The following is a 26,564-nucleotide window of genomic DNA, read 5'->3' as shown; positions in this document are numbered from 1 at the left end:
ACATAGAGCGGAAAGACATTCAGACATGCTTGACCACGGGCGTGGCCTCTATACCGTTACAAATTAACAACAATAAGGGGAGCTGCACTCATGCTGCGCGCGCTTGCACTATCGCTGGCCCTGGCCTTGCCCACGGCTGGCGCCGCATCGGCCTATTTCGAGCCGGACTACACGCCCAAACCTATTGCGGACCTGCTGGATTTTGACGCCCGCTATGATGCGGCGATCCCGACACCCGAAGCGGTTCTGGGGTATCAGAGCGGCGAGATCATTTTCACGCCTGAAATGCATGCAGCCTACATCCAGGCTGTCGCCGCCGCGTCGGACCGCGTTAGCGTACAGACCATCGGGCGCAGTCATTTCGGCCGCCCCATCCTGCGCGTCACCATCACCTCGCCCGCCAATCAGGCTCGGCTTGAAGAGATCCGCCAGACCCAGCTCACCCTGAGCGAGCCCAACGCTCAGATCCCGGAAGATCAGCCGGTCGTTGTCCAGTTCACCCACGGCGTGCACGGCTCGGAATCCTCTGGCTATGATTCCGCGCCGCTCATTCTCTATCACCTAGCCGCGGCGCAAGGCGCCGAGATCGAGACGCTTCTGGACGAGACCGTCATCCACCAGATCGTGATGATCAATCCCGATGGCGCCAACCGGTTCGCCCAGTGGACGAACATGCATCACGCCAATGTCCCCGTGGCCGATCCGCAGCATCGCGAGCACTATTACGAATGGCCCTGGGGCCGCACCAACCATTACTGGTTCGACATCAACCGCCAGTGGCTGCCTGTCACCCAGCCCGAAGCGCGCGCACTTGTCAGCGCGACCCAGGACTGGCGCCCCAATGTCGCCGCCGACCTTCACGAGATGGGCGAGAACTCCAGCTTCTTCATCTCGCCGGGACCGCGCGAAGGGCTTCACCCGCTTTTGAGCCAGTCCGGTTTCGACCTCAATCTTGAACTCAACCAGACCCTGAACACCCAACTGGATGAAGAAGGGGCGGTCTATGTCAGTGAGGAGCTCTTTGATGACTTCTATCTGGGATATGGCTCGAGCTATCCGGGGCTGATCGGTTCGATCCCCTATCTGTTCGAGCAGAGCTCAGTGCGCGGCATCGTCCAGGAGACCGAGTACGGGGTTCAGCGCTATGACGACAAGATCGCCCAGCAAGCCCGCACGGCGATCGCCCTGATCCGCTCGGCCCACGACCATCGCGCTGAACTGCAAGGCCATATGCGCGAATTCTTTGGCGAAACCCGGCAAATGGCGAATTCCGATGCGGTTCGCGCCTATGTGTTCGGCTCGTCCGATCGCGGTCGTCTGTCGGACTTCATCGACATGCTGGCGACGCATCGCATCGAGGTGAGAGAGCTGGCGCAGAGCTTTACCCATCAGGGCCATGAGTATCGTCCCGGCGAGGCGTTCATCGTACCCTTGCGACAGGATCAGTACCGCACGGTGCGCGCCCTCTTCGAGACCCGCGTGATCACCAACAAGGTCGAATTCTACGATGTGTCGGGCTGGACCCAGCCACTCGCCTACGATCTTGACTATGCAGAGCTGCGCGGCGGCCAGTTCCGCAGCCAGCTCACGGGTGACGTGGTCACGGGGTTCGAGATGGCGGAAGCCGCGCCCGACACCAGCGCACTCGGCTATGTGATGGAGTGGGACAATTACTACGCCCCGCGCGCTCTTTACCGACTGCTGGATGCCGGCGTTCGCGCCCGTGTCATTCCGGATGAGACCACGATCCGCACCACCCGCGGCGATCAGGAGATCGGACGCGGCGCGGTGATGATCGAGTTGCGCCGCCAGCCGTTGAACGCACAGGACATCCACGCCCTGTTGACCCGCGCCGCGCTAGAGGACGGCGTGAAGGTGCATGCGGTCACCTCGGGCAGCACCAGCCGGGGATCAGACCTTGGCGGCTTCGCCCTCTCCAATGTGGAGAAGCCCGAAGTGCTGCTGGTGACGGGGCGCGGCATCAGCCCTGGCGATGCCGGGGAAGTCTGGCACCTCCTCGATCATGACATGCATATGCCGGTCAGCATGATCGATCAGTCCGAACTCGGCGGCGCTGATCTGAGCCGGTACACGCATATCATCCTGCCCCATGGCCGACTGAACCGGTTGAGCGATGACTTTCCTGAAGCTCTGGGACGCTGGGTGCGCAGCGGCGGCACGCTGATCGCAACCGGCAACGCCGCCCGGTGGGCGATCGACCACGAGCTTTCCGGCGCGACCATCGCCGAGCTCGAGACCCCGGAAGCGGACGCGGCGCCGGCGCCCCGTTATGAGGACATCGCCGCTTGGGATGCGGAAATGCAGATCTCGGGCGCCATCTTCGACACTCGGATCGACACCAGCCATCCGCTGGCGTTCGGGTTCCGCGATGATCGTCTGCCGAGCCATCGCTCCAGTGATCTGGCGTTTGCTGTCGGCGACAACCCGCTCGCCCTGCCGGTTCGCTACGCCCCCGAGGATCCGATCCTGAGCGGGTATGCCTCCGAGGAGCTGCGGCGCGCACTGTCAGGCCAGGGCGCGCTATACGCCGAACGCCGCGGCTCGGGATCGGTCATCCTGTTTGCTGATGATCCCTATTACCGGGCGTATTATCGCGGCACGGCGCGTCTTATGATGAACGCCATCTTCTTCGGGAATGACTTCCGGAACGCCTACCGTCGAACCGACGGTTAGAGAGGAAAAGGCCCGGTCTCCGGACCGGGCCTTTTTTTTCCAAGTCTGCGACGACAGTCTCAGCGCTTGCCGGCGTGTCTCTGCTCCAGAACGCCCACCACATCCGAGAGCGACAAGCCGCGCGCCTTCAGCGTCACCATCAGGTGGAAGACGAGGTCCGCGGCCTCTCCCAGCAAGGCTTCATCGTCCTCAGCAGCGGCTGCAAGCGCCGTCTCCACGCCCTCCTCGCCCACTTTCTGGGCGCATTTCAGAACGCCCTTGGACAGGAGCTTGGCGGTATAGCTGTCCTTGGGAGCCTCCTTGGCGCGGGTCTCGATCACCTGCTGCAACTCGCCCAGAAAGCCGATCTCCGGCCCCGGCGCTTCTCCGAAACAGGTATGGCTGCCCGTATGGCAGGTCGGTCCGGCCGGGCGCGCCTGCACCAGGATCGCGTCGGCGTCACAATCGGTTGCTACTGACACCAGGGTCAGCGTGTTGCCGGAGGTTTCCCCCTTCGTCCACAGCCGCTCCTTGGAGCGCGACCAGAAGGTGACCAACCCCTTTTCCTGGGTCTCGTCGAGCGCCTTGGCGTTCATGTAGCCCAGCATCAGCACTTCGCCGGTATCGGCGTGCTGCACAATGGCCGGAGCCAGCCCCCCGCCCTTCTTCCAGTCGATCTGCAGGCTCATACCCGTATCTCCACGCCTTCATCGGACAACCAGGCCTTAAGGTCCGGTATGGCGATGACAGCCTTATGAAACACGCTCGCGGCAAGTGCGCCATCCACATCCGCCTGCTGAAAGACGTCGCGGAAATGCTCCATGGCGCCTGCGCCGCCCGAGGCGATGAGCGGTACGGAACAGACCTCGCGAGCGGCCGCCAGCTGCTCAATGTCATAACCTTCGCGCACCCCGTCCTGATCCATGCAGTTGAGCACGATCTCGCCGGCGCCGCGATCAATCACCTCGCGGATCCAGTCGAGCGTCTTGCGATGTTCGGTCGAGGTCCGGGAGGGATCACCGGTATTCTTGTGACAGCGCCAGTCACCATCGATCACCCGGCTGTCAATTCCGACCACGACGCATTGGGAGCCGAATTCCTTCGCCATGGCGTCGATGAGATCGGGATTTTCCAGAGCGGGCGTATTGATCGAGATCTTGTCCGCCCCGCCAAACAACCGCGCGCGGGCATGCTCAAGCGAGCGAATGCCGCCCGCGACACAGAAGGGAATGTCGATGGCCTTCGCCACTCGGCCCACCCATTCAGGCTCGACCGTTCGTCCCGCCGGGCTGGCGCTGATATCGTAGAAGACCAGCTCGTCCGCCCCTTCATGGGCGTAACGCTGGGCCAGCTCCTCGATTCCGCCCACATCCTCATGGTTCTGGAACCGCACGCCCTTCACCACGCGACCGTCGCGCACATCAAGGCAGGGAATGATCCGACGCGCTAGCATGCCAGCGCCTCCTCGAGCGTGAAGCGGCCCTCGAACAGGGCGCGCCCGATGATGACGCCGGAGAGGCCTTGCGCCTTCAGGGCGCGCAGGTCGTCAAGGGAGGACACGCCGCCCGACGCCTGCCAGTTCATGTCAGCCCGAATGTGTGCGAGGTCCTGATAAAGCTCCAGATTGGGGCCTTCGAGCATGCCGTCTCGCGCCACATCCGTCGCCAGAGCGTGGCTCAAACCGCCCAGACGATACTCGGACAACAGATCCGCGAGCGGGGTGACCGATTGCTCGGTCCATCCGCGCAGGGTGGGATAGGCCACCCCGTTATCGGCGATCTTCACATCGAAAGCCGCCGCAATATGTTCAGAACCGAACTCCGCGATCCAGCCGATGACGGTCTGAGGCTCGCTTACCGCGAGGCTGCCAATGACGGCGCGGCTGGCGCCGGCCTTGAGGATGGCGTGTACGTCTTCTCGCGTGCGCACGCCGCCGCCGGTCTGCACCTTCAGCCCCACATCGGCGATGGCGCGGACCAGATCCTGCTGTCGCCGCGCGCCGTCACGCGCGCCAGACAGGTCGACCAGATGCAGCCAGTCCGCACCCGCAGCCTTGAACAGCTCGGCCACTGCGACCGGATTATCGCCATATTCGGTGACGGCGTCGAAATCGCCCTTGGCCAGGCGCACGACACGCCCGTCAAGAACATCAATGGCGGGATAGAGGATCATGCCGCGCCCTTTACAAAATTGGTCAGGATCTGAGCGCCGGTCTTGGCCGAGCGCTCGGGGTGGAACTGGCATCCGGCCACATGGCCCTTGCGAGCGATGGCGGTGATGCCTGTTCCGTATTGCGTCGAGGCGGCGGTATGCGCCCCGATCGGCGCATAGAAACCGTGCACGAAATAGACATGAGCCCCGGCGGGAACCCCCTCGAGCAGGGGCTCGTCCGATTTGACCGGCGTCAGCGTATTCCAGCCCATGTGCGGCCAGGGTCCGTCCGCGCCCGGATCCAGCCGTTCAATCCGTCCGGGGATCAGTCCCAGCATCTCGCAATCGCTCTCGGCCGAGTAGTCATACAGCAATTGCATGCCCAGGCAGACTCCCAGAAGAGGACGCTGGTCTTTCCTGAGCGCCTGCGCCCAACCCGTCGCGATCAGCCGCTTCATGGCGGGCCCCGCAGCGCCCACGCCGGGCAGGATGATGCGGTCGCACTCCTGCGCCTCCTCCGGTGTTTCCGTCAGCCGATAGCGCGCGCCCAGCCGCTCAAGCGCATAGCGCACCGAGGCGATGTTGGCCGTGGAGGTGTCGATAATGGCGGTCGTCATCACAACACCCCCTTGGTGGATGGCAAGGCGTCGCCTTCAACCCGAACCGCCATGCGCAGTGCACGCCCGAAGGCCTTGAAGGTGCTTTCAATCATGTGGTGCGCATTCTCGCCTTCGACTTTCACATGCAGGGCCGCCTTGAGACTCTCCGCGATCGAGCGGAAGGCGTGCGGACACATCTCGACTGGGAAGTCCCCGACGCGTTCGCCGGGAATCTCGCCCTCGAAGACGGCATAGGGCCGGCCTGACAGATCAATCCAGACGCCCGCGCGCGTCTCGTCCATGGGCAGTTCGAAACCGAACCGGCCAATGCCGCGCTTGTCGCCGAGCGCCTTGCGCAAGCCTTCGCCGAGCGCCAGACACACATCCTCGATCGTGTGGTGCGCGTCGACCTCGAGATCGCCCTGGCACGAAACGCTCAGCGCGATGCCGCCATGGCGCGCGATCTGCTCGAGCATGTGATCAAAGAAGGCGTTGCCGGTCTCGATCTCGGCGCCTTCGCGATCCAGATCCACGCTCAGGGTGATTTCGGTCTCCTTGGTGACCCGGCGCACGGTCGCGATCCGCCTCTGGGCCTTGTAACCCAGGAAGTCCCGCAGATCGCGCGCCGTCTGGGCGTCGCGGACATGCCCCACCAGCCCCTCGCCGTCTTCCGCGAGGACCAGCCCCAGACGCTTGAGCGTCATGGGATTGGAATGTTCATAGACCAGTCCCCGAGGCGTCACCTGTCCGACCTCGCCCAGTTCTTCGGACAGGGCCTGGGCGATATCAGCCAGAATGGCGTCGCGCTCTTCGCGATCCTTGCGCGCCGCCAGACGCGCGCCGGGGCTCAGCTGCGTCATGCCAACTTCCAGCAGGCAGCACGGCACGGCATTCAGCTTGGTGCGCAATAGCGCAGCCTGCTCGGCGTCCATGGCGCAGAGCACGGTGATGGGGGTCTGCTGACCGCCGATCCGATAGAGCGTGAGCCCTGGCTGGGCGGGTTCGTCCAGTGCGATCACGCCATCCGCCCCAAAATCGTGGGCCAGCGTCAGATCACTGCTCCAAACCGCTTGTCGAGCCTCATCCGTACTGGAGGCGAGCGCCAGATTGGCCTGAGGAATTTCCAACAGACTCTCAAGGCGGTCGAGCAACAAGGCTTCGCCCATGGCCCGCATGTCTTCCGGGCGATGGGACAGGTCAAAAACGCCGCTCATCCGTCAATCTTCCTCTTTCGGCGCAGCGCCATGGCGAGGCGGTGCGCATCCAGACCTTCAAGGGCGGCCAGCCCTTCCACCACAGGCCCCAGGGTCTCGAGCGACTGCTGGGTCAACTCCAGCATGGTCGTCGTTTTCTGGAACATCTCGACGGTCACGCCCCCATAGGCGCGCGCCGCGCCCGCCGTCGGGAGCGCGTGATTGGGCCCGGCGGCGTAGTCGCCCGCCGCTTCCGGCGTCCAGGGCCCCAGAAAGATCGAACCGGCGTGACGCACCCTGGTCGCCAGCCCGCGCGGATCCCGTGTCTGTATGATCAGGTGTTCACTGGCATAGGCGTTCGCCGCCTCCGCGGCTTCATCGTCCGTTCCGACCAGAACGACACGGGAGTTGGCGAGCGCGGCGCGGGCCGTGTCGGCGCGGGGCAGAATCCCCAGCAGGCGTTCGATCTCGGCCTCAACCCGGCTGGCGAACGCTTCCGAGTACGCGACGAGGACAACCTGGGCCAGTACGTCATGCTCAGCCTGACTCAGGAGATCGATCGCCACAAGCTCAGCATCAGCGGCGTCGTCCGCAATCACCATCACTTCGCTCGGGCCCGCAGGCAAATCAGCCGCCGCGCCATCCGGGCTTTGCGCCAACAGCGCCTTGGCGGCGGCCACATAGGCATTGCCCGGGCCGAATATCTTGTCAGCCTTGGGCAGACCGGCGACGCCCAGGCCAAGCGCAGCAACGCCATGAGCGCCGCCAATCGCATAGACTTCCTCGACCCCCAGCAAGAACGCCGCTGCCAGGACGGTCGGCTCCACGCCGCTCCCCTTGCGCGGGGGAGCGATCACCGCGATCCGAGGCACGCCGGCCAGCTGAGCGGGAACCGCCAGCATGATCAGGGTGGAGACGAGCGGGGCCGTGCCGGCGGGGACATAAAGTCCCGCCACATCCAGAGGCGTGACCCGCCGACCCGCGCGTGCGCCGGGCCAGGTCTGCACCTCATAGGCGCGATACCCCTGCTCGGCGTGAAACGTCCGCACGGCGTCCGCAGCGGCCAGGATCGCCTCGCGGTCCGCGTCCGACAGCGCATCCGCCGCCGCCTTCAGCTCCGATGTCGGAACCTGAAAGCCCGTCTCAGGCGCCCAGCCATCCAGACGCTCGGCATACTCGCGAACCGCCTGATCCCCGCGTTCGCGCACGTCATTCAGGATGGACTGCGCCACCGCCACGGCGTCGGAACCCAGAGACGGTCGCTCGAACAGACGCCGACGCGTTTGCGCTTCCGCCTGGCTCCACTCAATTCGGGTCAACATGTCAGGCCATCATCTTTTCAATCGGCATCACGAGAATGGATCGCGCGCCAACAGCCTTCAGCTGTTCGAGCGTCGACCAGAACACGGCCTCTGTGCACACAGCATGAACAGCGACGACATCTTCACGACCGACCACCGGAGCGACGGTCGGCGCATCGGTTCCGGGCAGGATGGCGCGCACCTCTTCGAGTCGGTCTCGCGGCGCATTGAGCAAGATATACTTGGTCTGACGCGAGGCGATGACGCCCTTGAAGCGTTCGATCAGACGTTCTGCGGTTTCAGCGATGATCCCGCTTGAGGACGTCTTGCGGCGTACAAGCACGGCTTCGCTTTCGAGAACGGTTTCGAAGGCGGCGAGACCGTTCGCTTCAAGGGTCGCGCCGGTCGAGACCAGATCGCAAATGGCGTCCGCAACGCCCATGCGCGGGGCGACCTCGACGCTGCCGCCCATTTCCACGATCTCGGCGGTCACGCCGCGATCCTTGAGATAGGCTGCAGTAAGCGCAGGATAGCTCGTGGCGATCGTCTTTCCTTCCAGATCACTCACGCTCTTGATGTCGCCGTCCCGCGGCGAGGCGAGCTTCAGGGTGCAGCGCGCAAACCCCAGCTTCAGCGCGATTTCCAGATCGGCCATGCGGCTGGACTTGTTCTGCGCTTCGTACAGCACGTTCTCGCCCACAATGCCGTAATCGCAAGCGCCCGACGCGACAAAGCTCGGAATGTCATCATCGCGGATCAGCATCAGGTCGATGGGCTCGTTCTCCGAACGGCGCAGCAGATCGTCCCGCCCATAGGCGAGCTTCACCCCTGCCCGCTTGAGCAGATCCAGCCCCCCTTCAGCCAGGCGCCCCTTCTTCTGGACCGCCAGCGTCAAACGGTTCTCGGTCATCAGCCTTGCTCCTTCAAACGATCCAGCACCAGCCGGTATCCCTGATGTTCTTCCTGGGTGAGGAAACGGGCGACGCGCGTCACCGTCGTGGTGCTGACGCCGGTATCGGCGCTGATCTCGCGGTAGGATTTCTCTCCCTCCGCCAGAAGCCGCGCCACACGCCAGCGCTCCGCCAGCGCCTGCATTTCGCCCGGCGTCGTCAGATCCCGCAAGAAGCGCCGCATTTCCTCGCCATCGCGCAGGGTCAGCAGCGCTTCACACAGCGCCATGACGTCTTCGGGGCCGCCGACACGGGGCTCAGTCACAGATTCAGCCATCGCTCGCCTCCAGAGTTCGGAGGACGTTATAGCGTGTTAGCGTGATAAAACAATGGTGCGGGTGCAGATTTCGCTACTTGAAGAGAATCTTTTGAAAGTTCTCACCTATTCGCTCTGCACGCTCCAGGAAGAAGGCCGCCGCTTCGGAGGATGGAGCGAGATCCTCAAGCGTTTCGGAAAACAGTGTGAGCCAGATGGCGAAGTGCTCCGGCCTGATCTTGTCGAGATGCTTGTGATGAGCGGGGATGGGCCGCCCGCCATAGGACGCTTCATTCAGGGCGATCGAGCCCCAGAACTGCTTCATCGTGATCAGATGCGGGGCCCAGTCCTCACCGATCGCCGCTTCAAACACCGGCCCGAGCACGTCATGCTGGCGGACGCGCGCATAGAACGCCTCAACCAGATCAGACACAAAAGCCTGATCCACACCCATGCTCCGCGCGCGTCGCGCGATATCCGCCTGTCTTGACGAGGCGGTTCGGATCACGATTTCCGTCATGCTGGTTCCCTTGAGACTTGGGTGAACGCGATGCCGCTTTAATCACGCCAAGGCAAGGCCCACGACGCGACCGAACGCCCCAGCTCAATCAAGAGCCCTTCTTATCAATATAGGTCGCCACGAAATCAATAATGATATTGGCAAATTGCCAGTTATACCCCGTAAAAAGCCCTTATTCGGAAAAGTCAGATCCCGATTAACATCGAAAGCAAAGGCACATTATAAATTCCCGATATATGCGCTTTCCTGCATATCAGCTTGACCCACAGCACCGACTTCCTATCTAATACTCTCGATCCCTATTTCGTTCATTTAGCGCCGCTGACAGCGGCAGGAGGACATGTGGCTTTTTCCAAACCCAATGCACGTCAAAACCGAATCGATCTCAATCACCTTGGCGCCTCCGGCGACATCGCGGTTCTCGCTGTTGACGGATTTGACGCGGGTGACCTGACTGACATCGCCGGCTCCGCGGAACGCGCCGGATACCGGACGATCATGATCAGCCCGAAAAAAGGCCTGATCACTGGCCGCCCCCAGGGCGGTGACGAAATGAATTTCGTGGTCGACGCCCAACCGGGCGAAAAGGCTGCAAGCGCGTTTACTGGTCTGGTGCTGCCTGCGGGCGCGGCCAGCATCGAGCGGCTGCGCAATGATCAGGATGCGCGCCTGTTGATCGCGGATTTCCTGCGCGCCGGCGCTCCCATGTGTGCGCTGGGCGAAGCTGTGGCGCTGGTCGCAGAGATCGCGGAGACCGCTGATCCCAAATCCGACGCCGTTCTGGCGCTCAAGGGTGATCTGTTCGCCGCGGATGGCGATGACGCGCGCGCCGATGCGCGCAGCCTGTTCATCAAGACGATGTCCATGACGGCCGAAGCAGCCTGATCCTGGCGGACAGTTCCGACGACAACGCCCCGGCCGATGGCCGGGGCGTTTTTCGTTTCAGGACGGGGCACTCCGGCTAGGCCTCTTCCCAGTCCTTGGCGATGGTCCGCGACCCGATCAGGAACAGGGCGCCGGCCACAAGATAAAGGGTCGCGCCGATCATGATCGAATAGCGCAGGGCCTCTTCACCGAAGCTCGGCGTCAGAAGAGTCGAAAGCTCACCGAGGGCGTAAACCCCGACGCCGATACCCAGCAGGTTGTTGATCAGCAGGAACACGGCCGAGGCCATGGCGCGCATGTTGGGCGGCACCAGATGCTGGAAGGCCGACAGCGTCGGGCCAAGCCAGGCCAGGCCCAGCCCCGTCGGGATCATGAACAGAAGGACCGCCATCAACGGCGACGGCGCCAGCACGCCCGCAATGTAGAACGGATAGGTGACAAAGAAGGCCACCGCCGGAACGATCGCGTACATGCGCTTGGAGCCCTTGCCCATCAAGTCGCCCAGCACGCCGCCGAGAATGATCCCCAGAGAGCCGCCGACGAACAGGATGGCGCCGAACAGCCAGCCTGACTGGATGATCGCATCCTGAAGACCGAGATCGGAGAAGAAGCTGCGACGGAAGAAGCTGGGCACCCAGAAGAAGACGCCATAGCCCATCATCGAGCTGCAGGACGCGCCCAGGGTTAGGAACCAGAAGCTCGGCTTCTTCGCCAGGACCGACAGCACCTTGAAGATGCCCGGCTTGTCCTGTGTGACCGCAGGCTCACCGGCGACGGCTTCGTTCTCCGCCAGATTGGCGTCCACGGCCGGCCGCTGGGGCGCATCAAGACCACCCCGCTTGGGCTCGCGCACGGTCAGCTTGAAGATCGGCGCAATCACCAGGCCGAGCACGCCCACGATGATGAAGGCCGCCCGCCAGTCGAGATTCTCGCTCACCGCGCCGCCTGCGATCTGGGCTCCGGCGACGACGCCGAAGGCGGACCCGATGGGGATGCCCAGCGAATAGATGGCCAGCGCTCGCGCCCGGCTTTGCGGCGGGAAATAATCCGCGATCAGCGAGTAGGACGGAGCGACACCCCCCGCCTCCCCCACGCCAACGCCGACGCGAGCGAGGAACAGCTGGACGAAATTGGTGGCCAGCCCGCAGATGGCGGTAAAGCCAGACCAGATCGCCAGGGAGATTGTGATGATCCAGGTGCGCTTGGTGCGGTCCGCCAGCCAGGCGATCGGTACGCCCAGCGTCGAATAAAGAAGCGCAAAAGCGATGCCGCCAAGCAATCCGAGCTGTCGGTCCGACAGATCCAGCTCCTGCTGGATCGGAATGGCCAGAATGGAAATGATCTGACGGTCCAGGAAGTTGAACGCGTAGACGATGAACAGCATGGCCAGGACCCAGGCGCCATACCCCTTGCTGGGCGGCGCGAGTGGAGCTCCGGGCTTCGCCTCGGTTTGAGTCGACATATCTCTCCCCTGGTCTTTTGTGTTGTGCTCCGCCTTGGCGGCGCTGACCACATACTGAAGGCGTAAACCTTCAAAAGGCAAAGAAAAAACGCCGCCAACCCGGCAAGGTTGGCGGCGTTTCCTCGTCACACGCGATTAATAGCGGTAGGTCAGGGTCGCGGTGAAGGTCCGCGGCGGGCCATAGAAGGCCACAACCGAGTCGTCGAAGATGGCGCCCGGGAAGTTGTAACCGCCGATGCGATACTCCTCATCGGTCAGGTTGCGGCCATGAAGACCGATTTCCCAATGTTCGTTCGGCGCGCTCCAGACGGCGGACAGGTCCACCAGAGTGTAGCCGTCTTCATCCAGCAGCGGGTTCGGGAATTCGAACTGGCTGTAGCTGTCACGGTAGGAGATCGACGGCGTAACCGCCAGGTCGCCCCCGAAGGCTTCCGCGGTGTAGGTCAGCCCCAGATAGCCGCTCCATTCGGGCGAATTCTGGAACACGACCTGGTCGGAAATGTCCACATAGGCTTGAGCCACGAGGTCATAACGCAGGAATTCATCGAACTCCGCCTGCAGCCAACCCAGAGCAAAGTTGGCGGTCAGGTTTTCCGTCAGGAAGAGCGACCCTTCCAGCTCGGCGCCGTAGATGGTGGACTGGCCCACATTGTCCACGAAGCTGGCGATGCCGGTCGCGGTCGGGACCTGGGTGGTCACCTGCTGATCCTGATAGTCAGACCAGAACAGGGCGGAACTGAAGTTCAGCACGCCGCCGATATTCTCGCCCTTCAGGCCCAGCTCGAAGCTGTCCACGGTTTCCGGCTCATAGCCGTTCACGGTGTCCGGCGTCAGGATGGCGTCGCCGCGCATGTCGAAACCGCCGGACTTGAAGCCCTGGCTGTAGGAGGCGTAGCCGGTCAGTTGATCATTGAGATCATAGGAGACCGACAGGCGCGGGGTGAACTGATCGAAGCTGCGCTCGCTGGTGTAATCGGTGCGCAGCAGGATCGGGGTCGCCGCCGGACCGCCGGTCAGCGGCGTGCGGCCGACGCCCAAATAGTTGGCGCGGAAGACGTCGCCGGTCTTCTTGTCTTCAGTGTAGCGAGCGCCCAGCGAGACGCGCAGACGATCGGTCACGTCATAGCTGAAGTCGCCGAAGATGGCGTAGCTCTCGGTGTCCACGCTGCCGCCGGTCCCGATGGTGATGCCCAGAAGGCCCGCCACGGTGTCGAACGCGCCCTCGGCCGTGCTGTCGAGATAGTAGACGCCGACAACGCCCTGCATCCGCTCGCCTTCATAGGCCAGCTGGAATTCCTGGGTGAACTGGTCGTCGGCGTAATAGGCCGGGATGTCCAGAACCGGGGTCGGCGTGTTGTCAAAATCGATGATGGTGTCGGTATCGCCCTCGCGATAGGCGGTGATCGACTTGAAGGTCAGCGTGTCGCTGAAATTCCACTCCGCCGTCAGGGACAGGCCTTCGGTCGAGACCGAGTTCTCGCCCACAAGTCCGGCGCGGGTGTCATAGATGTCGTCCAGCGGCGTGGAGCCCGGCAGAGCCCCCGGCAGGATCCGCGAACCATGACGCGGATTGGAATCATCCTCGACGCGGTCATACGCAAGGCGGAAGAACAGATCGTCTGTCGGGGTCCATTCCGCGCTGAGGCGGAAAGCCGTGACATCCTTGTTGTAGTGATCCTGACCCGTGGTCAGGTTCTCGCCGTAACCGTCACGGGTGTAGCGCGCATAGGCGCCGCCAACAGCGAAAGTGTCTGACAGCGGCGTGGATGCCGACACCATGTAGTCGAGCTGATTATAGGAGCCGCCGGACACGCGCGCCATCAGCGTCGGGTCGCCATCCATGCGGGCTGTGACATACTTGATCGCGCCGCCAATGGTGTTGCGGCCGTAGAGCGTGCCCTGCGGGCCGCGCAGAACCTCGATACGCTCGATGTCGAAGATGTCGAGCACGGCGCCTTGAGGACGCGCCACATAGACGTCGTCGATGTACAGACCCACGCCCGGCTCAAAGCCCCAGAGCGGATCCTGCTGACCCACGCCGCGGATGAAGCTGATCAGGGTGGAGTTCGAGCCGCGAGCGACCTGCACGGTGGCGTTCGGGGTGATCGCCTGCAAGGTGGTGATGTCTTGGGCCCCGATCTGGTCGAGCTGGTCCGCTGACAGGGCGGACACGGCCACCGGGACGTCCTTCAGGCTTTCCTCGCGACGGCGGGCCGTCACGGTGACGACATCGCGAACCGTGTCCGCGGATGTGCCGGCGTCTTGCGCCACGGCGGACGCGGCGAACGGCAGGGCGGACGCAGAGACGAGCAGTGCGGCCGCACTCAGAATGGTGCGTTTCATAGTCATGGGGTAATCCCTCCCTGTGAACGGAAGCTTCTATGAGCTTTCGCATGAGGTAAATTCAACGTTGAATGAAAAGTCAATAGCGATTAGGACTTCCGTCATAAACAACAAGGCCGCTGAGACCTGATAGACACAGGCTATGGCTGGCCAATTGAAGGCTTTGGGCTCTAAAAGGGAGCCCAAGGGAGGACCGGAAAATGACCGACGCCGGAGGAACGCGCCGGGGCGAGCGTACACGCACCCGCTTGCTCGACGCTGCTGAAAGTCTCTTTGCTGAAAAGGGCTTTCATGGCGTCACAGTACGCGCCATCGCCCGCCAGGCGGATAGCGACCCCGCGCTCGTCGCCTATTATTTCGGCGGCAAGCGCGAGCTGTTTGACGCTGTCCTGCTGCGTCGGGCGGAAGAGCTCAATGAGATTCGCTTGGCCGAACTGGCCGCCTGCGAAGCCAATGCCGGTCCCGAAGGCCCGACGCTGGAAGCGATCATTCACGCCTTCACCCATCCCCTGCTGGATCGCAGCGCCAATGGCGGCCCCGGATGGAAAAGCTATTTCGCCCTGGTCGGGCAGGTCACCAACTCTCCCGAATGGGGCGTTGCGATCATGTCCAAATACTTTGACCCGATCGTAAGGCGCTTTCTTGATGCGGTGCGCCGCGCCCTGCCCGATGCGCCCGAAGAGGAATTGTTCTGGAGTTATCACTTCCTGTCCGGCGCGCTGGTGCTGACCTTTGCAGACACCGGACGGATCGATGCGCTGTCCGGCGGGCTGTGCAAATCCAGTGATCTGGAAGCCGTTACGGAGCGCATGCCAGAATTCCTCGCGGCCGGCTTCAAACGCATGGCGCAACGCCAGTCCAGCAAGACCCAAGCGACAGAGACTGTCCGATGACCCCGTTCTCCGAGCACTTCTACACCGCCCCTGACGGCATACGCACCTATTACCGGCGCTATCCCGCCCAGGGCGACAGCGGCAAGACGCCGGTCCTGTGCCTGCACGGGCTGACTCGCAACAGCCGCGATTTTGAAGATCTCGCCCCGATTGTCGCCGAATCAGGACGCAGCGTGATCGCACTTGATGTGCGAGGGCGTGGCCGGTCTGACTATGACAGCCAGATCGAGAACTATAATCCCGCAAAATACGTCGAGGACGTCATCGGCGTTCTGGACGAGCTGGGCTGGAGTCAGGTCATCTCCATCGGGACCTCGATGGGCGGACTGATGACGATGATTCTCTCCACCCTGCGTCCGAAACTTCTGACCGGCGTCGTCATGAACGATATCGGCCCTGAACTTGATCCTGCCGGTCTCAAACGCATCCAGGGTTATGTGGGCGGCGCGGGCAAATTCGCCAACTGGGATGAAGCGGGTGAGGCCCTGCGCGCGATCAATGGCGTGGCCTTCCCCAGAGAGACCGGCGCGGACTTCTGGATCGCCTTCGCCAAGCGCACCTGCCGGGCGCTGGACACCGGCGAAATCGTTCTCGACTACGACGCGAACATCTCAAAACCGGTCAAGGACGGCGATGTGGCGCCGCCGGACCTCTGGCCCTTCTTTGAAGGCCTAGAAGGCATCCCCCTGCTCCTGGTCAGAGGCGCGATCAGCGACCTTCTGGCGATGGACTGCGTTGAAGAAATGTCACGCCGCCATGGCGATATGGAGCTGGCGCAAGTACCCGATGTGGGGCATGCGCCCTTGCTGACCGAGCCTGAAGCGCTGGAACCGATCAAGGCCTTCCTGAACCGTCTCGACTGAACGCCTTAGAGGATAACGACCATGTTGCTGCGTATTCTGGGCGGGGTGATCCTGCTGGCGGTCCTGGTGATCGCATTCTTCGCCTGGACCCTGCGTCCGCTGGACGCCGGAGCGGTTCAGTCTCAATGGATGACGGAGGCGGACCGGTTCGTCACCATTGCGGGTGAGGACTGGCGCGTGCGCGAAACAGGTCCGGAGAACGCCCCGGCCCTCGTTCTCATTCACGGCTTCAGCCACTCGCTGGAAAGCTGGGACGCGATGGCGGCCGAGCTTGATGACCGTTACCGGATCATCCGGTTTGACCTGCCTGGACACGGTTTGACCGGGCCGCGCGATGACAAGGCCTATGCGGTGCCGGATACGGTTGCCCAGGTCAGCGCCCTGCTCGACGACATCGCCCCGGAAAGCTTCGCCCTCGGCGGAAATTCGCTCGGCGGCCTGATCGCTTGGCGCTATGCGGCGGACCACCCGGACCGCGTCACGCATCTGGTTCTCATGGACCCGGGCGGTTACCCCAATCTGGGCGTGGGCGACGAACCTGCGCCCATCCCCGACGCCATGCGCGCCTATCTGACCCTCGCACCGGAAGCGGGCGTGCAATACGCAACCTCGACACTGTACGCGGATCCCTCGAGGGTGACGCCGGAACAGCTTGAGCGCATTCGCGCCATGATGCGGGTTGAAGGCAATGGTCAGGCGCTGATCGAGCGGATCGAACAGTTCACCCTGCCAGACCCCAATCCGGATCTCGCCCGCATCTCTGCGCCCACCTTGATCCTCTGGGGGGACAGCGACGCCATGATCCCGGCGACTCACGGCCCGCGCTTTGACGCGGCCATTCCCAGTTCCCGCCTCGTGCTGATGCAGAACACCGGCCATGTGCCGATGGAGGAATGGCCCGTGGAGACGGCGGCCCTCGTCGAGGGCTTCCTCGCGGAATAACCGACGCCTGAATCCGAAATAAAAAAGGGCGCGCAATGACTTGCGCGCCCTTTTTGCATTCAGCGCCTGAATGGATCAGGCTTGCAGCACCATCTGGCCGGTTGACGGTTCGACCCGATAATAGCCCAGACCGGCGGCCTTCCAGGCGCCCATGCCGCCCGCCATATGCGCCGTGACATCCGCACCCGCGGCGGCGCACGCCTGCAGTGCCTTGCCAGAGCGCCCCCCCGCTGCGCAATGCAAGACCACCTTGCGGCCCTGTCCTGTCGGCAAGGCGGCCGGATCGAAGGTGGAGAGCGGCAAGAGGAGCGCGCCCGGGATACGTTCGTTCTCGTACTCACCCGGCTCGCGCACATCCACCAGGATGATTTCACCGGCTTTGAGGGCGGCGTCGACCTGTTCGGGGGACCAGTTTTCCATGTTCATTCTCTCAGAGTAGCGCCGGGCGAGACATGTCCGCCCGCTATCAATTATCAATTCTGACAAGTTTGAGCCTTGGCACAAGCCCCGCGTCTGTTTTTCAAGCGCGCGCCATTCTGCGTCTCCGGGATCGGAAGAAGGATGATACTCTGACGCCCGGTCCAGCAGGGGGAAACGCCGATGGCCTATGTCGAAGGAACAGTGACCGCCGTACCCGACGCCAACAAGGACGCCTATGTCGAGTTCTCCAGACGATCAGGCGAGATTTTCAAGGAATACGGGCTTGAAACCCTTGTGGAGTGCTGGGCGGATGAGGTGCCGGACGGCGAACTGACATCCTTTCCAAAGGCCGTCAAACTGCAGCTAGGCGAAAGCGTCGTCTTTTCCTGGATGATCTGGCCCGACAAGACCACGCGCGATGTGGGCTGGGGCAAGATCATGGAAGACCCGCGCATGCAGGCGCTGGGCGAAATGCCGTTCGACGGCAAGCGCATGATTTTCGGCGCTTTCGTCCCGGTCGTGGAGCTCTAGTCCTCGAACACGATTTCTGGTGCGGGACGATGCGCGCTTTCAAGCGCGTGCAGCATGCCGGCGGCGGCCCGCTGGAACGCCTTGGCGACAGGTCCGTCACCGGAGCCCACCAGTCGGCCCTCATCGCTGGCCTGACGCAATTCGGGATGGAGCGGGATCTCGCCCAGGAAGGGCACGCCCAGAAGCTCGGCCTCGGCGCGGGCGCCACCCCGGCCGAAGATCTCGGTCCCCTCGCCACAGGACGGGCAGAGGAAAAAGCTCATGTTCTCGACGATGCCCAGGATCGGAATCGCGGTGCGATCAAACAGCGACACCGCCTTGCGCGCATCATCCAGCGCCAGGGTCTGAGGGGTGGAGACGATCACGACGCCCGAGATGAGCGCGCCCTGAGCGATGGCGAGCTGGGCGTCGCCCGTGCCCGGCGGCATGTCGATGATCAGCACATCCAGATCACCCCAGTTCACCTCGTTGAGGAACTGACGGATCGCGCCGGTCACCATCGGGCCGCGCCAGACCACCGGGTCACGCTCACCGACCAAAAATCCCATGGAGACGAGTTTCACGCCATGCGCTTCCAGCGGCTCGATGCCGTGTTCGGACTTCTGAAGGCCCGAGATGTCATTCAAGCCAAAGATTCGCGGTGCAGACGGGCCATAGACGTCAGCGTCCATCAACCCGACGGACAAGCCCATCTTCACGCACGCCGCCGCCAGATTGGCCGCTGTCGTGGATTTGCCCACCCCGCCCTTGCCGGATGCAACGGCAATGATCGCCTTGGCGGGCGGTTTGCCGCGCGCGCCCGTTCCCGCAGTGTCGGGTTTTGCAGCCTTGGCCTTCGTGTTCAGCGCCGCCTCGATGATGACGCGAGCGCGCTCGATCTCCGGATGGGCGGTCAGGGCCGCCTGGATCGCCGCGCGCAAGGCGCCTGTATCCTCGCCATCCGCGCCCGGCTTGAGCACGAGCGTCGCGACGCCGTCGCGCAGATCCGCGCCATCAATGCGACCGGACCGGTTCAGGGGCGCGCCGCTGGCCGGATCGGCCACCGAGGCGAGAGCATCAAGCACGATATCGTTCATGACGCTGAAATAGGCGAGCCCTGTCCTGAACGCAAAGCCATCCGCGCTTATTCCCATCCGTTTGCAGTATAAACTGCAGCTCAGACGCCCGAGCGACTTGATCGGCAGGCGCAAGCGCGGCTACACCGGTTAGTGGAGACGTGGCCGAGTGGTCGAAGGCGCTCCCCTGCTAAGGGAGTATACCTCAAAAGGGTATCGTGGGTTCGAATCCCATCGTCTCCGCCAGCCTTCTGGCCTCGCCGAGCGCAGTGCGCGCCTACCTCGTCCCCAGCTCAGACGTATCCCAGAAACGCGTCTTTCAAGACAATTCGCCAAGCTCTTGAGCTGATAGTAAAAAAGAGCCGGGCCATTTGCGGCCCGGCTCCATCCGTTGAGTCCGGAAGAACGCTCTAGCGCAGCGACGCCGACACGCCTTCGATGACATCCTGCAGCGCGGACAGGCGACGCACAGACGCTTCCCCCTGCACAGACACGCCCGAAAGGTCGCGACGCAGCTGACGCAACTCGCGCGAGAGAGCGGCGTTGTCCTCGCCGGCATCCACCGCATCTGCGGCCTGACCAAGCGCGGCGTAAAGCGCTTCAGCCTGCTCCGCCGGCAGGGCCTCATCGCGCATCAGCTGATCCAGATACGCCAGACCGACCACAGGGTGCTCGGGCCAGCTCACCGGATATTGCTGCTGCGGATTGAAGGTCTGCCCCTGATCGGCCAGACGCGCCGCCGCGATTTCGTTCTCGCTCAGATAATCGCTGGGCATGAGCTCGAACACATCGAGCCCGCGCACGATCTCGGTGCCGTAAATCCGGCCGTCATACCAGTAGGTGGACCAGTACCCGCCCAGCACCATCACGTCGGGATCGATCGGACCGCGATCGAAATAGGCGATCTCGTAGGCGTTTGCGGGATCGGTGAAGTCCAGAATCGACAGTCCGCCCTGGTACCAGGCCTGAACGAAGACATCGCGGCCCGGCACCGGAATGATCGAGCCGTTATGGGCGACGCAGTTCTCTTCCTCGGACTGGGCGGAAGGCAGCTTGTAATAGCCCCCGAATTCCAGCTGGCCGTCATTGATCGTGTAGATCGCGTCTGCGCCCCAGTCGGCGGGATCCTGAGCCCGGCAGCGCGGACGGCCGCCGCCGCCCCATTCATCCGTGAACAGCACTTTCGTGCCGTCATTGCTGAACGTGGCGGAGTGCCAGTAGGCGAAGCCCTGATCGATCACGGCGTCAATGCGGCGCGGCGCGCGCGGATCGCTGATGTCGAGAATGATGCCATTGCCCGAGCATGCGCCTGCGGCGAGGTTCAGGGACGGGAAAACCGTGATGTCATGGCACTGGTCCGTGCGGCTGGTCCGCTGGGTGCCTTCGCCATGATCGCCGCCGCTCCACAGTCCGGCGATACGGCCCGTTTCATCATCGGCGAACACGCGCGGGCTGTCGACGATGCGCGACTGGGACGGATCGGCGAGCGGGATCTCGATGACATCAATGCTGAACAGCGCCGTGTCCTCATCTCCAGGCAGCCCTTCAACGCAACCCGCCAGCTCCTCTTCGGAGCGGATGGAGCTCGTGCCGGAATTGTAGACGACGATCCGCTCTTCATTGCTGGAGACGACCGAATGCGTGTGAGAGCCGCGGCAGGTCTGCACCTGGCCCACCTGGCGCGGGGCCAGAGGATTGCTGATGTCAAAGATCCGAAGGCCGCGGAAACGCTCCTCGCTCACTTCCTCGCTCACGCCCTGACGGCCGCAATCCACGCGGGCGCGCGTATCCTGCACGGACATCAGCAGGAGATCGCCCACAATGGAGACATCCCCCTGCCCCCCCGGACACACGACCGAGCTGATCAGCTCCGGCGACTCATCCCCGAGCCGGTAGAGGTTGAAGCCATGGTAATTGCCCACGGCGAGCAGATCGCCGGCAAACGCCATGTCCGTATTGGAAAAGCTCAGGAAGGGCGCACGTTGGCCGAACCGGCGCTCCACCTCTTCATCGGTGTCTTCCGGCTGGATTTCAGGCGGCAGTCCGGCCGGGTTCTCAGAATCAAAGAACCCTGTCGGCTTGGGCAGGCTGGCCAGAAGTTCGAGATTGGAAATGGCCTGCCCGGCATCCCGGAAGCCTGCTGCGAGTCCGTTCCGGGGATCCTCGGACAAGGAGGACAGGACCGTGTTCATCCGGCGGATTTCAGCAGCCTGCTCGCTGCGGACATCATTGACGAAATCATAGAGCACCGGGTCGTAGGCCGAACCACGCTGACGCAGGAGCGCATCGACCATGTCCACCGCGCCCTCATGATGGGCGATCATCAGTTCAAGGAACAGCGCGTCGAAGTCGCCGCCATTGGAGGCCGCCAGTTCCGCCATCTGCTCGGGCGTCGCCATGCCCTGCATGGTCGCATGCGCGCCATGATGGCCCTCATGCCCGCCTTCATGATCCATGGAATGGTCGGCGCTGGCCGGGTCCGGCGCATGCTGGCCCCGCTCGTTCAACCAGTTCTGCATGAAGGCGATCTCGTCAGCCTGGCTGGCGTTGATGCGCCCGGCGACCGCGACGATCTCCTCTGTGCTGGTCCGGTCTGACACCAGCTCCGCCATCTCCACGGCCTGGTAGTGGTGCACAATCATGTCCTGCATGAAGCGGACATCGTCGACCGAGAAGCGGTTGGCTGCGATCTCGACCGCCTCTTCCGCGCTGATCGCACGCACATCCTCTCCCGGCGCACCCGGTTGAACGATCGGTGCGTTTTGCGCGGCTGCCGTCGCATTCACGGCCAGACCGGTCGCCAGCGCCAGCAGGGCGGAGTGCATCAGCAGTCTTGAGTTAATGGACATGGTTCTCTCCCCGTTTTGTTATCGCGTAGAGTACGTTGCGCACCGCAGAGAGCAAGTGAAGCCGACGTCATCTGACGCTTTCACGCCGCTGGCCGGATGAAACGGTTCAGCTTGCTGCCCGAAACTGATGCGCTAGCTTTGATGGTCGACATCACGGGGAGAGAATGGATGAAACGGTCGGATCCTCAGATCGCACCAGGCGCGTTCAAGCTCTACGACGCTTACGCCCATGGCGATCTATCGCGACGTGACTTCCTGGAGGGGTTGAGGACTTACGCCATAGGCGGGCTGACCGTCAGCGCGCTGGCGGGCGCGCTCCTGCCCGATTACGCCAACGCCCAACAGACTGAAACGGGCGATCCGCGCCTGATCGAGGCGGACTTGCTCTACGCCTCGCCGGAGGGCGCGGGCGAGATGAGCGGCTATCTGGTCCGCCCGGCGGGCGAGGCAGCTCCTCGCGGCGGCGTCCTGGTCATTCATGAAAATCGCGGCCTGAATCCGCATATCCGCGATGTCGCCCGACGCGCGGCGCTGGCGGGATATGTCGCTTTCGCACCCGACGCCTTGCATCCGCTGGGCGGTTATCCCGGCACGGATGATGAGGGCCGCACCCTTCAGCGCCAGCGCGACAGGGGTGAAATGCTGGAGGACTTCATCGCCGCAGCGCAGGTCCTGCGGGACCATCCCGCCTGTACAGGTCGCGTGGCCGCCGTGGGCTTCTGTTATGGCGGCGCAGTCGCGAATGAACTTGCGGTGCGCCTCGACTGGCTGGCCGGGGCAGTGCCCTATTACGGCGGCTGGCCCGATCCGGCGGACGCGCAAGCGGTTCGCGCGCCGCTCCAGATCCATCTCGCGGAACTGGATGATCGGGTCAATGCCGGGTGGCCTGACTGGCGTGATGCGCTCAATGAGGCCGGCGCGCCCTATGAGCTCTTCATGTATGAAGGCGCCCAGCACGGCTTCCACAATGACACCACGGCGCGCTTCGACCCGGAACAGGCCGCCCTCGCCTGGTCGCGCACCCTCGCCTTCTTCGACCGGGTCCTCTCGGTCTAGGGCGCGTCGGTGAGTGACAGGATCCTGTCGGCAAGGTCATCCAGCGCCCCGGCGTCCAGCCGCTCTGTCTGCAGAGTTGCGACGCTCTGTTTCATGCGCTTGAGGCGGGAGCGGTCATAGGCGGGGTCGTAATGAGCCTGCATGAGATCCATGGCCAGGGTTTCAGGGCGCCCCTCTTGCGCCAGCTCGCGCCAGTGCGCGATACGGTCGCGCGGATGAAACGGGCTGATAAGGTCCAGCGCCTCGGAAGCGCGCTCAGGATCCTCAACGATATCAGCGTAAGTCTTCGCCAGAAAACGAGCCCGTTCCTCCAGAGGCGCGACAATCTCGAGGCGCGGCGATCGCTTCATGCGCGTCCAGAGGGTCGCGGGAAGCCGGATTGCTCCGATACGGGCGGATTCCGCTTCGACATAGACCGGACGCGCTGGATCCAGGCGTTCGACCTCCCGCCACAGGTCCGTCTCGAAAGCCTTCTGACTGGGTTGTGGAGCATCCCGGAAGCCCCCAAAAGCCGAGCCGCGATGCCGGGCCAGCCCTTCGAGGTCGAGTATCTGCGCCCCCTTCTCGCGCAACACCTGAAGCAGCGCTGTCTTCGCGCTCCCTGTCTGACCGTCGATGAGCATCAAGTCGAGCGCGGGACAAGCTGCATCAAGGCCGGCGATGACTGCGCGTCGCCAGGTCTGGTATCCGCCTTCCAGCACGGCGACTGGCCAGCCCACAGCCGCCAGGATCGTCGCCATGGAGTTCGAGCGCATTCCCCCGCGCCAGCAATAGACCAGTGGTCGAAAGCGTTTGGGTTTGTCTGCAAGGGCGGTCTGCAAGTGATGAGCCGCATTCCGCGCCACCAGCGCCGCGCCGGCGCGGCGCGCCTCGAACGCCGAGACCTGCACATAGGTCGTGCCGATCTCGGCCCGTTCACGATCGTCCAGCACGGGAAGGTTGACAGCGCCCGGCAGGTGATCCAGCGCGAATTCGGACGGGGAGCGCACATCAATGATCATGTCATGGCGCTGAAGCCGCGCTGCACTGACATCGGCCAGGGTCTCGTAACGTATCATGCGCGCCTTATAGTGCCGTTTAAGCCAGAATCGAACCTAACGGATGCGACCCATGTCTGACGCCTCTTCCGCTCCTGCGCCATCCCTGACCAGTCTCGCGCGCGGCGGCGGCTGCGGTTGCAAGCTCGACCCGGCCTTTCTCGACCGCATCCTGGCGGACAGCCCGCCGCTGCCGCTCAATCCCGCCTTGCTTGTGGACGCCGCCACGCGGGATGATGCGGCGGTCTACCGGGTCAATGACGAAACCGCGCTCGTCGCCACGACGGACTTCTTTGCGCCGGTTGTGGATGACCCTTTCGACTTCGGTCGCATCGCCGCGACCAACGCCCTGTCCGACATCTACGCGATGGGCGCCAAGCCCATTTTCTGCCTGGCGGTGCTGGGCATGCCGATCAACGTGCTGTCGCCCGAAACCATCCGTCTGATTCTGGACGGCGGTCGCACCGTGGCCGAAAGCGTCGGCGCGCCGGTGGCGGGCGGACACTCCATTGACGCCGCAGAGCCCTTTTATGGCCTTGTGGCATTGGGTCTGGCCCATCCCGACCGGATCCTCACCAATGCCGGCGCTCAACCCGGCGACGTCCTGATCCTGGGCAAGTCCCTTGGGATCGGCGTGTTCAGCGCCGCCCAGAAGCGCGGCCTGCTGGATGCGTCTGATTACGAGGCGATGATCGCCTCCACGACGCGGCTCAACACGCCCGGCGCGGATCTCGCCGAGCTCGACGGCGTTCATGCAATCACCGATGTCACAGGCTTCGGGCTGCTCGGACATTTGTCGGAAATGTGCCGCGGCTCGCGCGTTTCGGCGAAGGTGGATCGCACAGCACTGCCCGTTTTCGACGGGGCCCGCCGCCTCTTGGCCGAGGGCGTGCGAACCGGCGCCTCCGGGCGCAACTGGAGCGCCGTTCAACTTCATGTGCACTGTCCTGAGAACTGGACGGACGCAGATCGCGACATGCTCTGCGACCCGCAGACCAGCGGCGGTCTGCTGGTGGCCTGCACGCCGGACGCCGCCCCAACAGTCCTGGAGACCTTCCGCCGACATGGCCATGACGCGGCGGCACAGATCGGACAGGTCCAGGCGGGCGATCCCGTTATCAGGTTCAGCGCCTGACCGGGACTTGAGCGCTCCATGATCTAGCTTCCTCCTCCAAAGAGGATGAAGCATGACTGACAGACGCGACAATCGGGGCAGAGCCGTGCCAAGGGGGCGGCTAAGCCGGCTGGGCCGGTTCGGACGACTGGCGGCCGGGACCGCGAGCGAAGCCCTCGGCAATTCGATTCAGGCCCTGGCGCGCGGCGAAACCCTTGACCCTTCCCGCCTCATCCTGACCCCGTCGAACGCGCGACGCATGGCGGATGAGCTGGCGCATCTGCGCGGCGCCGCCATGAAGATGGGCCAGATGCTGTCCATGGATGCCGGCGATCTGCTGCCGCGCGAATTGACCGAAGTCCTGGCGCGATTGCGGGACAGCGCCCAGCCCATGCCGCCCCATCAGCTCAAGCGCGTTCTGACCCGCAATTGGGGCCCCGACTGGCTGAGCCGGTTTGAGCGCTTCGACTCTCGCCCCATGGCGGCCGCCTCGATCGGTCAGGTCCACCGCGCCCGCACCAGAAACGAACAGGAACTGGCGATCAAGGTTCAGTATCCGGGCGTGCGCAACAGCATAGACAGCGATGTGGACAATCTCGCGAGCCTGATTGCGCTGTCCGGCCTGGCGCCGCGCGGGCTCGACCTCCAGCCCATGCTGGATGAAGTGAAGCGCCAGCTGCGCGATGAGGCCGACTACACGCGCGAGGGGCGGATGATGACCCGCTACGCCGAATGGCTCGCGGATTCGGACGCGTTCGTCATGCCGGTTCTGGACGAGGACCTGACCACAACCGATGTGCTGGCTATGACGTATGTGGCTGGCGCGCCGATTGAAACCGCCGCTGACGCCGCCCCGGACATCCGCAACCGGATAATCGCGGACCTTGCCGAACTGGTCTTGCGGGAAGTCTTCGAGTTCGGCGCGATCCAGAGTGATCCCAACTTCGCCAATTATCGGTATCAACCCGAGACGGGCCGGATCGGCCTTCTGGATTTCGGGGCCGTTCAGGACATCCCCGATACGGTTCGTCAGGCTGGGCGGCGACTGCTGATCGCAGGGCTTGAGGCGGATGCTGCGGAGCGTGAACGGGCCCTGACCGATCTTGGCTACCTGTCAGAGACGACGCCCCCGGATCAACGCGCCCTGCTGCTGGAGATGACGGATCTGGCCCTCGCGCCACTGTTCAGAAGCGAGGCTTTTGACTTTGACGCCTCCGCGCTGGTCACGCCCTTGCGCGAAGGCGGCTTCAGGTTGCGCGCGCTAGGCTATGCGCGCACGCCACACCCCATGGCCGTGTTCATTCAGCGCAAGGTCGCCGGCCTGTATCTGCTGGGCGCCAGACTTGGCGCGCGTCTTCATATCCGCCCCTTGCTGGAGCGGCGTCTCACCTGACCCTGCCCGGTCTTCAATCGTCCCGGTTCAAGGTCGGGGCGGCGTCACGCTTCCAGATGCAGGTCCAGCAAGATGCGA

General features: G+C 63.6%; 24 protein-coding genes and 1 tRNA gene. 10 read left to right on the top strand and 15 right to left on the bottom strand.

Features of this window, described 5'->3' with window-relative positions; all coding sequences use genetic code 11:
- Positions 1–90 precede the first annotated feature (90 nt).
- The gene (locus OA2633_RS01695; protein WP_009800742.1) at positions 91–2,694 is read left to right on the top strand and encodes a M14 family metallopeptidase; all 2,604 of its coding nucleotides are present in this window, start codon (positions 91–93) and stop codon (positions 2,692–2,694) included.
- 59 nt (positions 2,695–2,753) lie between these two features.
- Here OA2633_RS01695 and hisIE read toward each other — a convergent pair whose 3' ends face one another.
- From hisIE to OA2633_RS01650, 9 genes are all read right to left on the bottom strand, one after another.
- Complete coding sequence (gene hisIE, locus OA2633_RS01690; RefSeq protein WP_009800741.1) at positions 2,754–3,362, bottom strand: bifunctional phosphoribosyl-AMP cyclohydrolase/phosphoribosyl-ATP diphosphatase HisIE; 609 nt, start codon at positions 3,360–3,362, stop codon at positions 2,754–2,756.
- Positions 3,359–4,126, bottom strand: coding sequence for an imidazole glycerol phosphate synthase subunit HisF (gene hisF, locus OA2633_RS01685; RefSeq protein WP_009800740.1), 768 nt, complete (start codon positions 4,124–4,126; stop codon positions 3,359–3,361). The genes hisIE and hisF overlap by 4 nt, the downstream gene beginning before the upstream one ends.
- Positions 4,120–4,845: a 1-(5-phosphoribosyl)-5-[(5-phosphoribosylamino)methylideneamino]imidazole-4-carboxamide isomerase gene (hisA, locus tag OA2633_RS01680; protein ID WP_009800739.1), complete on the bottom strand. Its 726-nt coding sequence runs from the start codon at positions 4,843–4,845 to the stop codon at positions 4,120–4,122. The genes hisF and hisA overlap by 7 nt, the downstream gene beginning before the upstream one ends.
- Positions 4,842–5,441, bottom strand: a complete 600-nt coding sequence (gene hisH / locus OA2633_RS01675) for an imidazole glycerol phosphate synthase subunit HisH (RefSeq protein WP_009800738.1) — start codon at positions 5,439–5,441, stop codon at positions 4,842–4,844. The genes hisA and hisH overlap by 4 nt, the downstream gene beginning before the upstream one ends.
- Positions 5,441–6,637, bottom strand: coding sequence for an imidazoleglycerol-phosphate dehydratase HisB (hisB, locus tag OA2633_RS15090; protein WP_009800737.1), 1,197 nt, complete (start codon positions 6,635–6,637; stop codon positions 5,441–5,443). Before hisB ends, hisH begins: the two co-directional genes overlap by 1 nt.
- A complete protein-coding gene (gene hisD / locus OA2633_RS01665; RefSeq protein ID WP_009800736.1) occupies positions 6,634–7,938 on the bottom strand; it encodes a histidinol dehydrogenase in 1,305 nt (434 codons plus the stop codon). Before hisD ends, hisB begins: the two co-directional genes overlap by 4 nt.
- 1 nt (position 7,939) lies before the next feature.
- Entirely contained in the window at positions 7,940–8,827 is an 888-nt protein-coding gene (hisG, locus tag OA2633_RS01660; RefSeq protein ID WP_009800735.1) for an ATP phosphoribosyltransferase, read from the bottom strand.
- Positions 8,827–9,144 carry a YerC/YecD family TrpR-related protein gene (locus OA2633_RS01655; protein ID WP_009800734.1) on the bottom strand — a complete coding sequence of 106 codons (318 nt, stop codon included), beginning with the start codon at positions 9,142–9,144 and terminating at the stop codon, positions 8,827–8,829. Before OA2633_RS01655 ends, hisG begins: the two co-directional genes overlap by 1 nt.
- A gap of 73 nt (positions 9,145–9,217) precedes the next feature.
- A complete protein-coding gene (locus tag OA2633_RS01650) occupies positions 9,218–9,577 on the bottom strand; it encodes a group III truncated hemoglobin (RefSeq protein ID WP_206740518.1) in 360 nt (119 codons plus the stop codon).
- A gap of 408 nt (positions 9,578–9,985) precedes the next feature.
- On the opposite strand from OA2633_RS01650, the gene OA2633_RS01645 reads away from it, so the two are divergent.
- Positions 9,986–10,528 (top strand): DJ-1/PfpI family protein, encoded by a 543-nt coding sequence (locus OA2633_RS01645; protein WP_009800732.1) that lies wholly within the window; start codon positions 9,986–9,988, stop codon positions 10,526–10,528.
- Between the two features lie 76 nt (positions 10,529–10,604).
- Here OA2633_RS01645 and OA2633_RS01640 read toward each other — a convergent pair whose 3' ends face one another.
- Entirely contained in the window at positions 10,605–11,990 is a 1,386-nt protein-coding gene (locus OA2633_RS01640; RefSeq protein WP_009800731.1) for an MFS transporter, read from the bottom strand.
- A 135-nt stretch (positions 11,991–12,125) separates the two neighbouring features.
- Positions 12,126–14,333 (bottom strand): TonB-dependent receptor, encoded by a 2,208-nt coding sequence (locus OA2633_RS01635; protein ID WP_009800730.1) that lies wholly within the window; start codon positions 14,331–14,333, stop codon positions 12,126–12,128.
- 200 nt (positions 14,334–14,533) lie between these two features.
- Between OA2633_RS01635 and OA2633_RS01630 the strand changes: the two genes are divergently transcribed.
- From OA2633_RS01630 to OA2633_RS01620, 3 genes are read left to right on the top strand one after another with little or no spacing between them, the layout of a single operon-like run.
- A complete protein-coding gene (locus tag OA2633_RS01630; RefSeq protein ID WP_009800729.1) occupies positions 14,534–15,226 on the top strand; it encodes a TetR/AcrR family transcriptional regulator in 693 nt (230 codons plus the stop codon).
- Positions 15,223–16,089 carry an alpha/beta fold hydrolase gene (locus OA2633_RS01625; RefSeq protein ID WP_009800728.1) on the top strand — a complete coding sequence of 289 codons (867 nt, stop codon included), beginning with the start codon at positions 15,223–15,225 and terminating at the stop codon, positions 16,087–16,089. The genes OA2633_RS01630 and OA2633_RS01625 overlap by 4 nt, the downstream gene beginning before the upstream one ends.
- A gap of 21 nt (positions 16,090–16,110) precedes the next feature.
- Positions 16,111–17,031 carry an alpha/beta fold hydrolase gene (locus OA2633_RS01620; RefSeq protein WP_009800727.1) on the top strand — a complete coding sequence of 307 codons (921 nt, stop codon included), beginning with the start codon at positions 16,111–16,113 and terminating at the stop codon, positions 17,029–17,031.
- 75 nt (positions 17,032–17,106) lie between these two features.
- Here OA2633_RS01620 and OA2633_RS01615 read toward each other — a convergent pair whose 3' ends face one another.
- The gene (locus OA2633_RS01615) at positions 17,107–17,451 is read right to left on the bottom strand and encodes a rhodanese-like domain-containing protein (RefSeq protein ID WP_009800726.1); all 345 of its coding nucleotides are present in this window, start codon (positions 17,449–17,451) and stop codon (positions 17,107–17,109) included.
- A 180-nt stretch (positions 17,452–17,631) separates the two neighbouring features.
- On the opposite strand from OA2633_RS01615, the gene OA2633_RS01610 reads away from it, so the two are divergent.
- Positions 17,632–17,982: a DUF1428 domain-containing protein gene (locus tag OA2633_RS01610; protein ID WP_009800725.1), complete on the top strand. Its 351-nt coding sequence runs from the start codon at positions 17,632–17,634 to the stop codon at positions 17,980–17,982.
- On the opposite strand, the gene OA2633_RS01605 is transcribed toward OA2633_RS01610, so the two are convergent.
- Positions 17,979–19,046 carry an Mrp/NBP35 family ATP-binding protein gene (locus tag OA2633_RS01605; RefSeq protein ID WP_241760681.1) on the bottom strand — a complete coding sequence of 356 codons (1,068 nt, stop codon included), beginning with the start codon at positions 19,044–19,046 and terminating at the stop codon, positions 17,979–17,981. The genes OA2633_RS01610 and OA2633_RS01605 overlap by 4 nt on opposite strands.
- Before the next feature lie 146 nt (positions 19,047–19,192).
- Here OA2633_RS01605 and OA2633_RS01600 point away from each other — a divergent pair.
- Positions 19,193–19,283 (top strand) — tRNA-Ser (locus OA2633_RS01600).
- 164 nt (positions 19,284–19,447) lie between these two features.
- Here OA2633_RS01600 and OA2633_RS01595 read toward each other — a convergent pair.
- A complete protein-coding gene (locus OA2633_RS01595; protein WP_040612352.1) occupies positions 19,448–21,886 on the bottom strand; it encodes a DUF305 domain-containing protein in 2,439 nt (812 codons plus the stop codon).
- A 168-nt stretch (positions 21,887–22,054) separates the two neighbouring features.
- Between OA2633_RS01595 and OA2633_RS01590 the strand changes: the two genes are divergently transcribed.
- Positions 22,055–22,942: a dienelactone hydrolase family protein gene (locus OA2633_RS01590; protein WP_009800722.1), complete on the top strand. Its 888-nt coding sequence runs from the start codon at positions 22,055–22,057 to the stop codon at positions 22,940–22,942.
- Here the strand turns inward: OA2633_RS01590 and mnmH are convergent.
- Complete coding sequence (mnmH, locus tag OA2633_RS01585) at positions 22,939–24,000, bottom strand: tRNA 2-selenouridine(34) synthase MnmH (protein WP_009800721.1); 1,062 nt, start codon at positions 23,998–24,000, stop codon at positions 22,939–22,941. The two genes, OA2633_RS01590 and mnmH, sit on opposite strands and share 4 nt — an antisense overlap.
- A gap of 52 nt (positions 24,001–24,052) precedes the next feature.
- On the opposite strand from mnmH, the gene selD reads away from it, so the two are divergent.
- Entirely contained in the window at positions 24,053–25,114 is a 1,062-nt protein-coding gene (gene selD / locus OA2633_RS01580) for a selenide, water dikinase SelD (protein WP_009800720.1), read from the top strand.
- Positions 25,115–25,166: 52 nt separating this feature from the next.
- Positions 25,167–26,486 carry an AarF/ABC1/UbiB kinase family protein gene (locus OA2633_RS01575; protein WP_009800719.1) on the top strand — a complete coding sequence of 440 codons (1,320 nt, stop codon included), beginning with the start codon at positions 25,167–25,169 and terminating at the stop codon, positions 26,484–26,486.
- Positions 26,487–26,564: the final 78 nt, after the last annotated feature.

The sequence above is a fragment of the Oceanicaulis sp. HTCC2633 genome (assembly GCF_000152745.1).
Taxonomy (GTDB): domain Bacteria; phylum Pseudomonadota; class Alphaproteobacteria; order Caulobacterales; family Maricaulaceae; genus Oceanicaulis.
The sequence above is the reverse complement of the archived record's forward strand: the minus strand, read 5'-3'. Positions and strand labels throughout refer to the sequence as shown.

Bases quoted from the DNA above. Each gene is read 5' to 3' on its own strand.
- OA2633_RS01695 (WP_009800742.1), top strand. From the start codon at position 91: ATGCTGCGCGCGCTTGCACTATCGCTGGCCCTGGCCTTGCCCACGGCT.
- hisIE (WP_009800741.1), bottom strand. From the start codon at position 3,362: ATGAGCCTGCAGATCGACTGGAAGAAGGGCGGGGGGCTGGCTCCGGCC.
- hisF (WP_009800740.1), bottom strand. From the start codon at position 4,126: ATGCTAGCGCGTCGGATCATTCCCTGCCTTGATGTGCGCGACGGTCGC.
- hisA (WP_009800739.1), bottom strand. From the start codon at position 4,845: ATGATCCTCTATCCCGCCATTGATGTTCTTGACGGGCGTGTCGTGCGC.
- hisH (WP_009800738.1), bottom strand. From the start codon at position 5,441: ATGACGACCGCCATTATCGACACCTCCACGGCCAACATCGCCTCGGTG.
- hisB (WP_009800737.1), bottom strand. From the start codon at position 6,637: ATGAGCGGCGTTTTTGACCTGTCCCATCGCCCGGAAGACATGCGGGCC.
- hisD (WP_009800736.1), bottom strand. From the start codon at position 7,938: ATGTTGACCCGAATTGAGTGGAGCCAGGCGGAAGCGCAAACGCGTCGG.
- hisG (WP_009800735.1), bottom strand. From the start codon at position 8,827: ATGACCGAGAACCGTTTGACGCTGGCGGTCCAGAAGAAGGGGCGCCTG.
- OA2633_RS01655 (WP_009800734.1), bottom strand. From the start codon at position 9,144: ATGGCTGAATCTGTGACTGAGCCCCGTGTCGGCGGCCCCGAAGACGTC.
- OA2633_RS01650 (WP_206740518.1), bottom strand. From the start codon at position 9,577: ATGGGTGTGGATCAGGCTTTTGTGTCTGATCTGGTTGAGGCGTTCTAT.
- OA2633_RS01640 (WP_009800731.1), bottom strand. From the start codon at position 11,990: ATGTCGACTCAAACCGAGGCGAAGCCCGGAGCTCCACTCGCGCCGCCC.
- OA2633_RS01635 (WP_009800730.1), bottom strand. From the start codon at position 14,333: ATGAAACGCACCATTCTGAGTGCGGCCGCACTGCTCGTCTCTGCGTCC.
- OA2633_RS01630 (WP_009800729.1), top strand. From the start codon at position 14,534: ATGACCGACGCCGGAGGAACGCGCCGGGGCGAGCGTACACGCACCCGC.
- OA2633_RS01625 (WP_009800728.1), top strand. From the start codon at position 15,223: ATGACCCCGTTCTCCGAGCACTTCTACACCGCCCCTGACGGCATACGC.
- OA2633_RS01620 (WP_009800727.1), top strand. From the start codon at position 16,111: ATGTTGCTGCGTATTCTGGGCGGGGTGATCCTGCTGGCGGTCCTGGTG.
- OA2633_RS01615 (WP_009800726.1), bottom strand. From the start codon at position 17,451: ATGGAAAACTGGTCCCCCGAACAGGTCGACGCCGCCCTCAAAGCCGGT.
- OA2633_RS01610 (WP_009800725.1), top strand. From the start codon at position 17,632: ATGGCCTATGTCGAAGGAACAGTGACCGCCGTACCCGACGCCAACAAG.
- OA2633_RS01595 (WP_040612352.1), bottom strand. From the start codon at position 21,886: ATGTCCATTAACTCAAGACTGCTGATGCACTCCGCCCTGCTGGCGCTG.
- OA2633_RS01590 (WP_009800722.1), top strand. From the start codon at position 22,055: ATGAAACGGTCGGATCCTCAGATCGCACCAGGCGCGTTCAAGCTCTAC.
- mnmH (WP_009800721.1), bottom strand. From the start codon at position 24,000: ATGATACGTTACGAGACCCTGGCCGATGTCAGTGCAGCGCGGCTTCAG.
- selD (WP_009800720.1), top strand. From the start codon at position 24,053: ATGTCTGACGCCTCTTCCGCTCCTGCGCCATCCCTGACCAGTCTCGCG.
- OA2633_RS01575 (WP_009800719.1), top strand. From the start codon at position 25,167: ATGACTGACAGACGCGACAATCGGGGCAGAGCCGTGCCAAGGGGGCGG.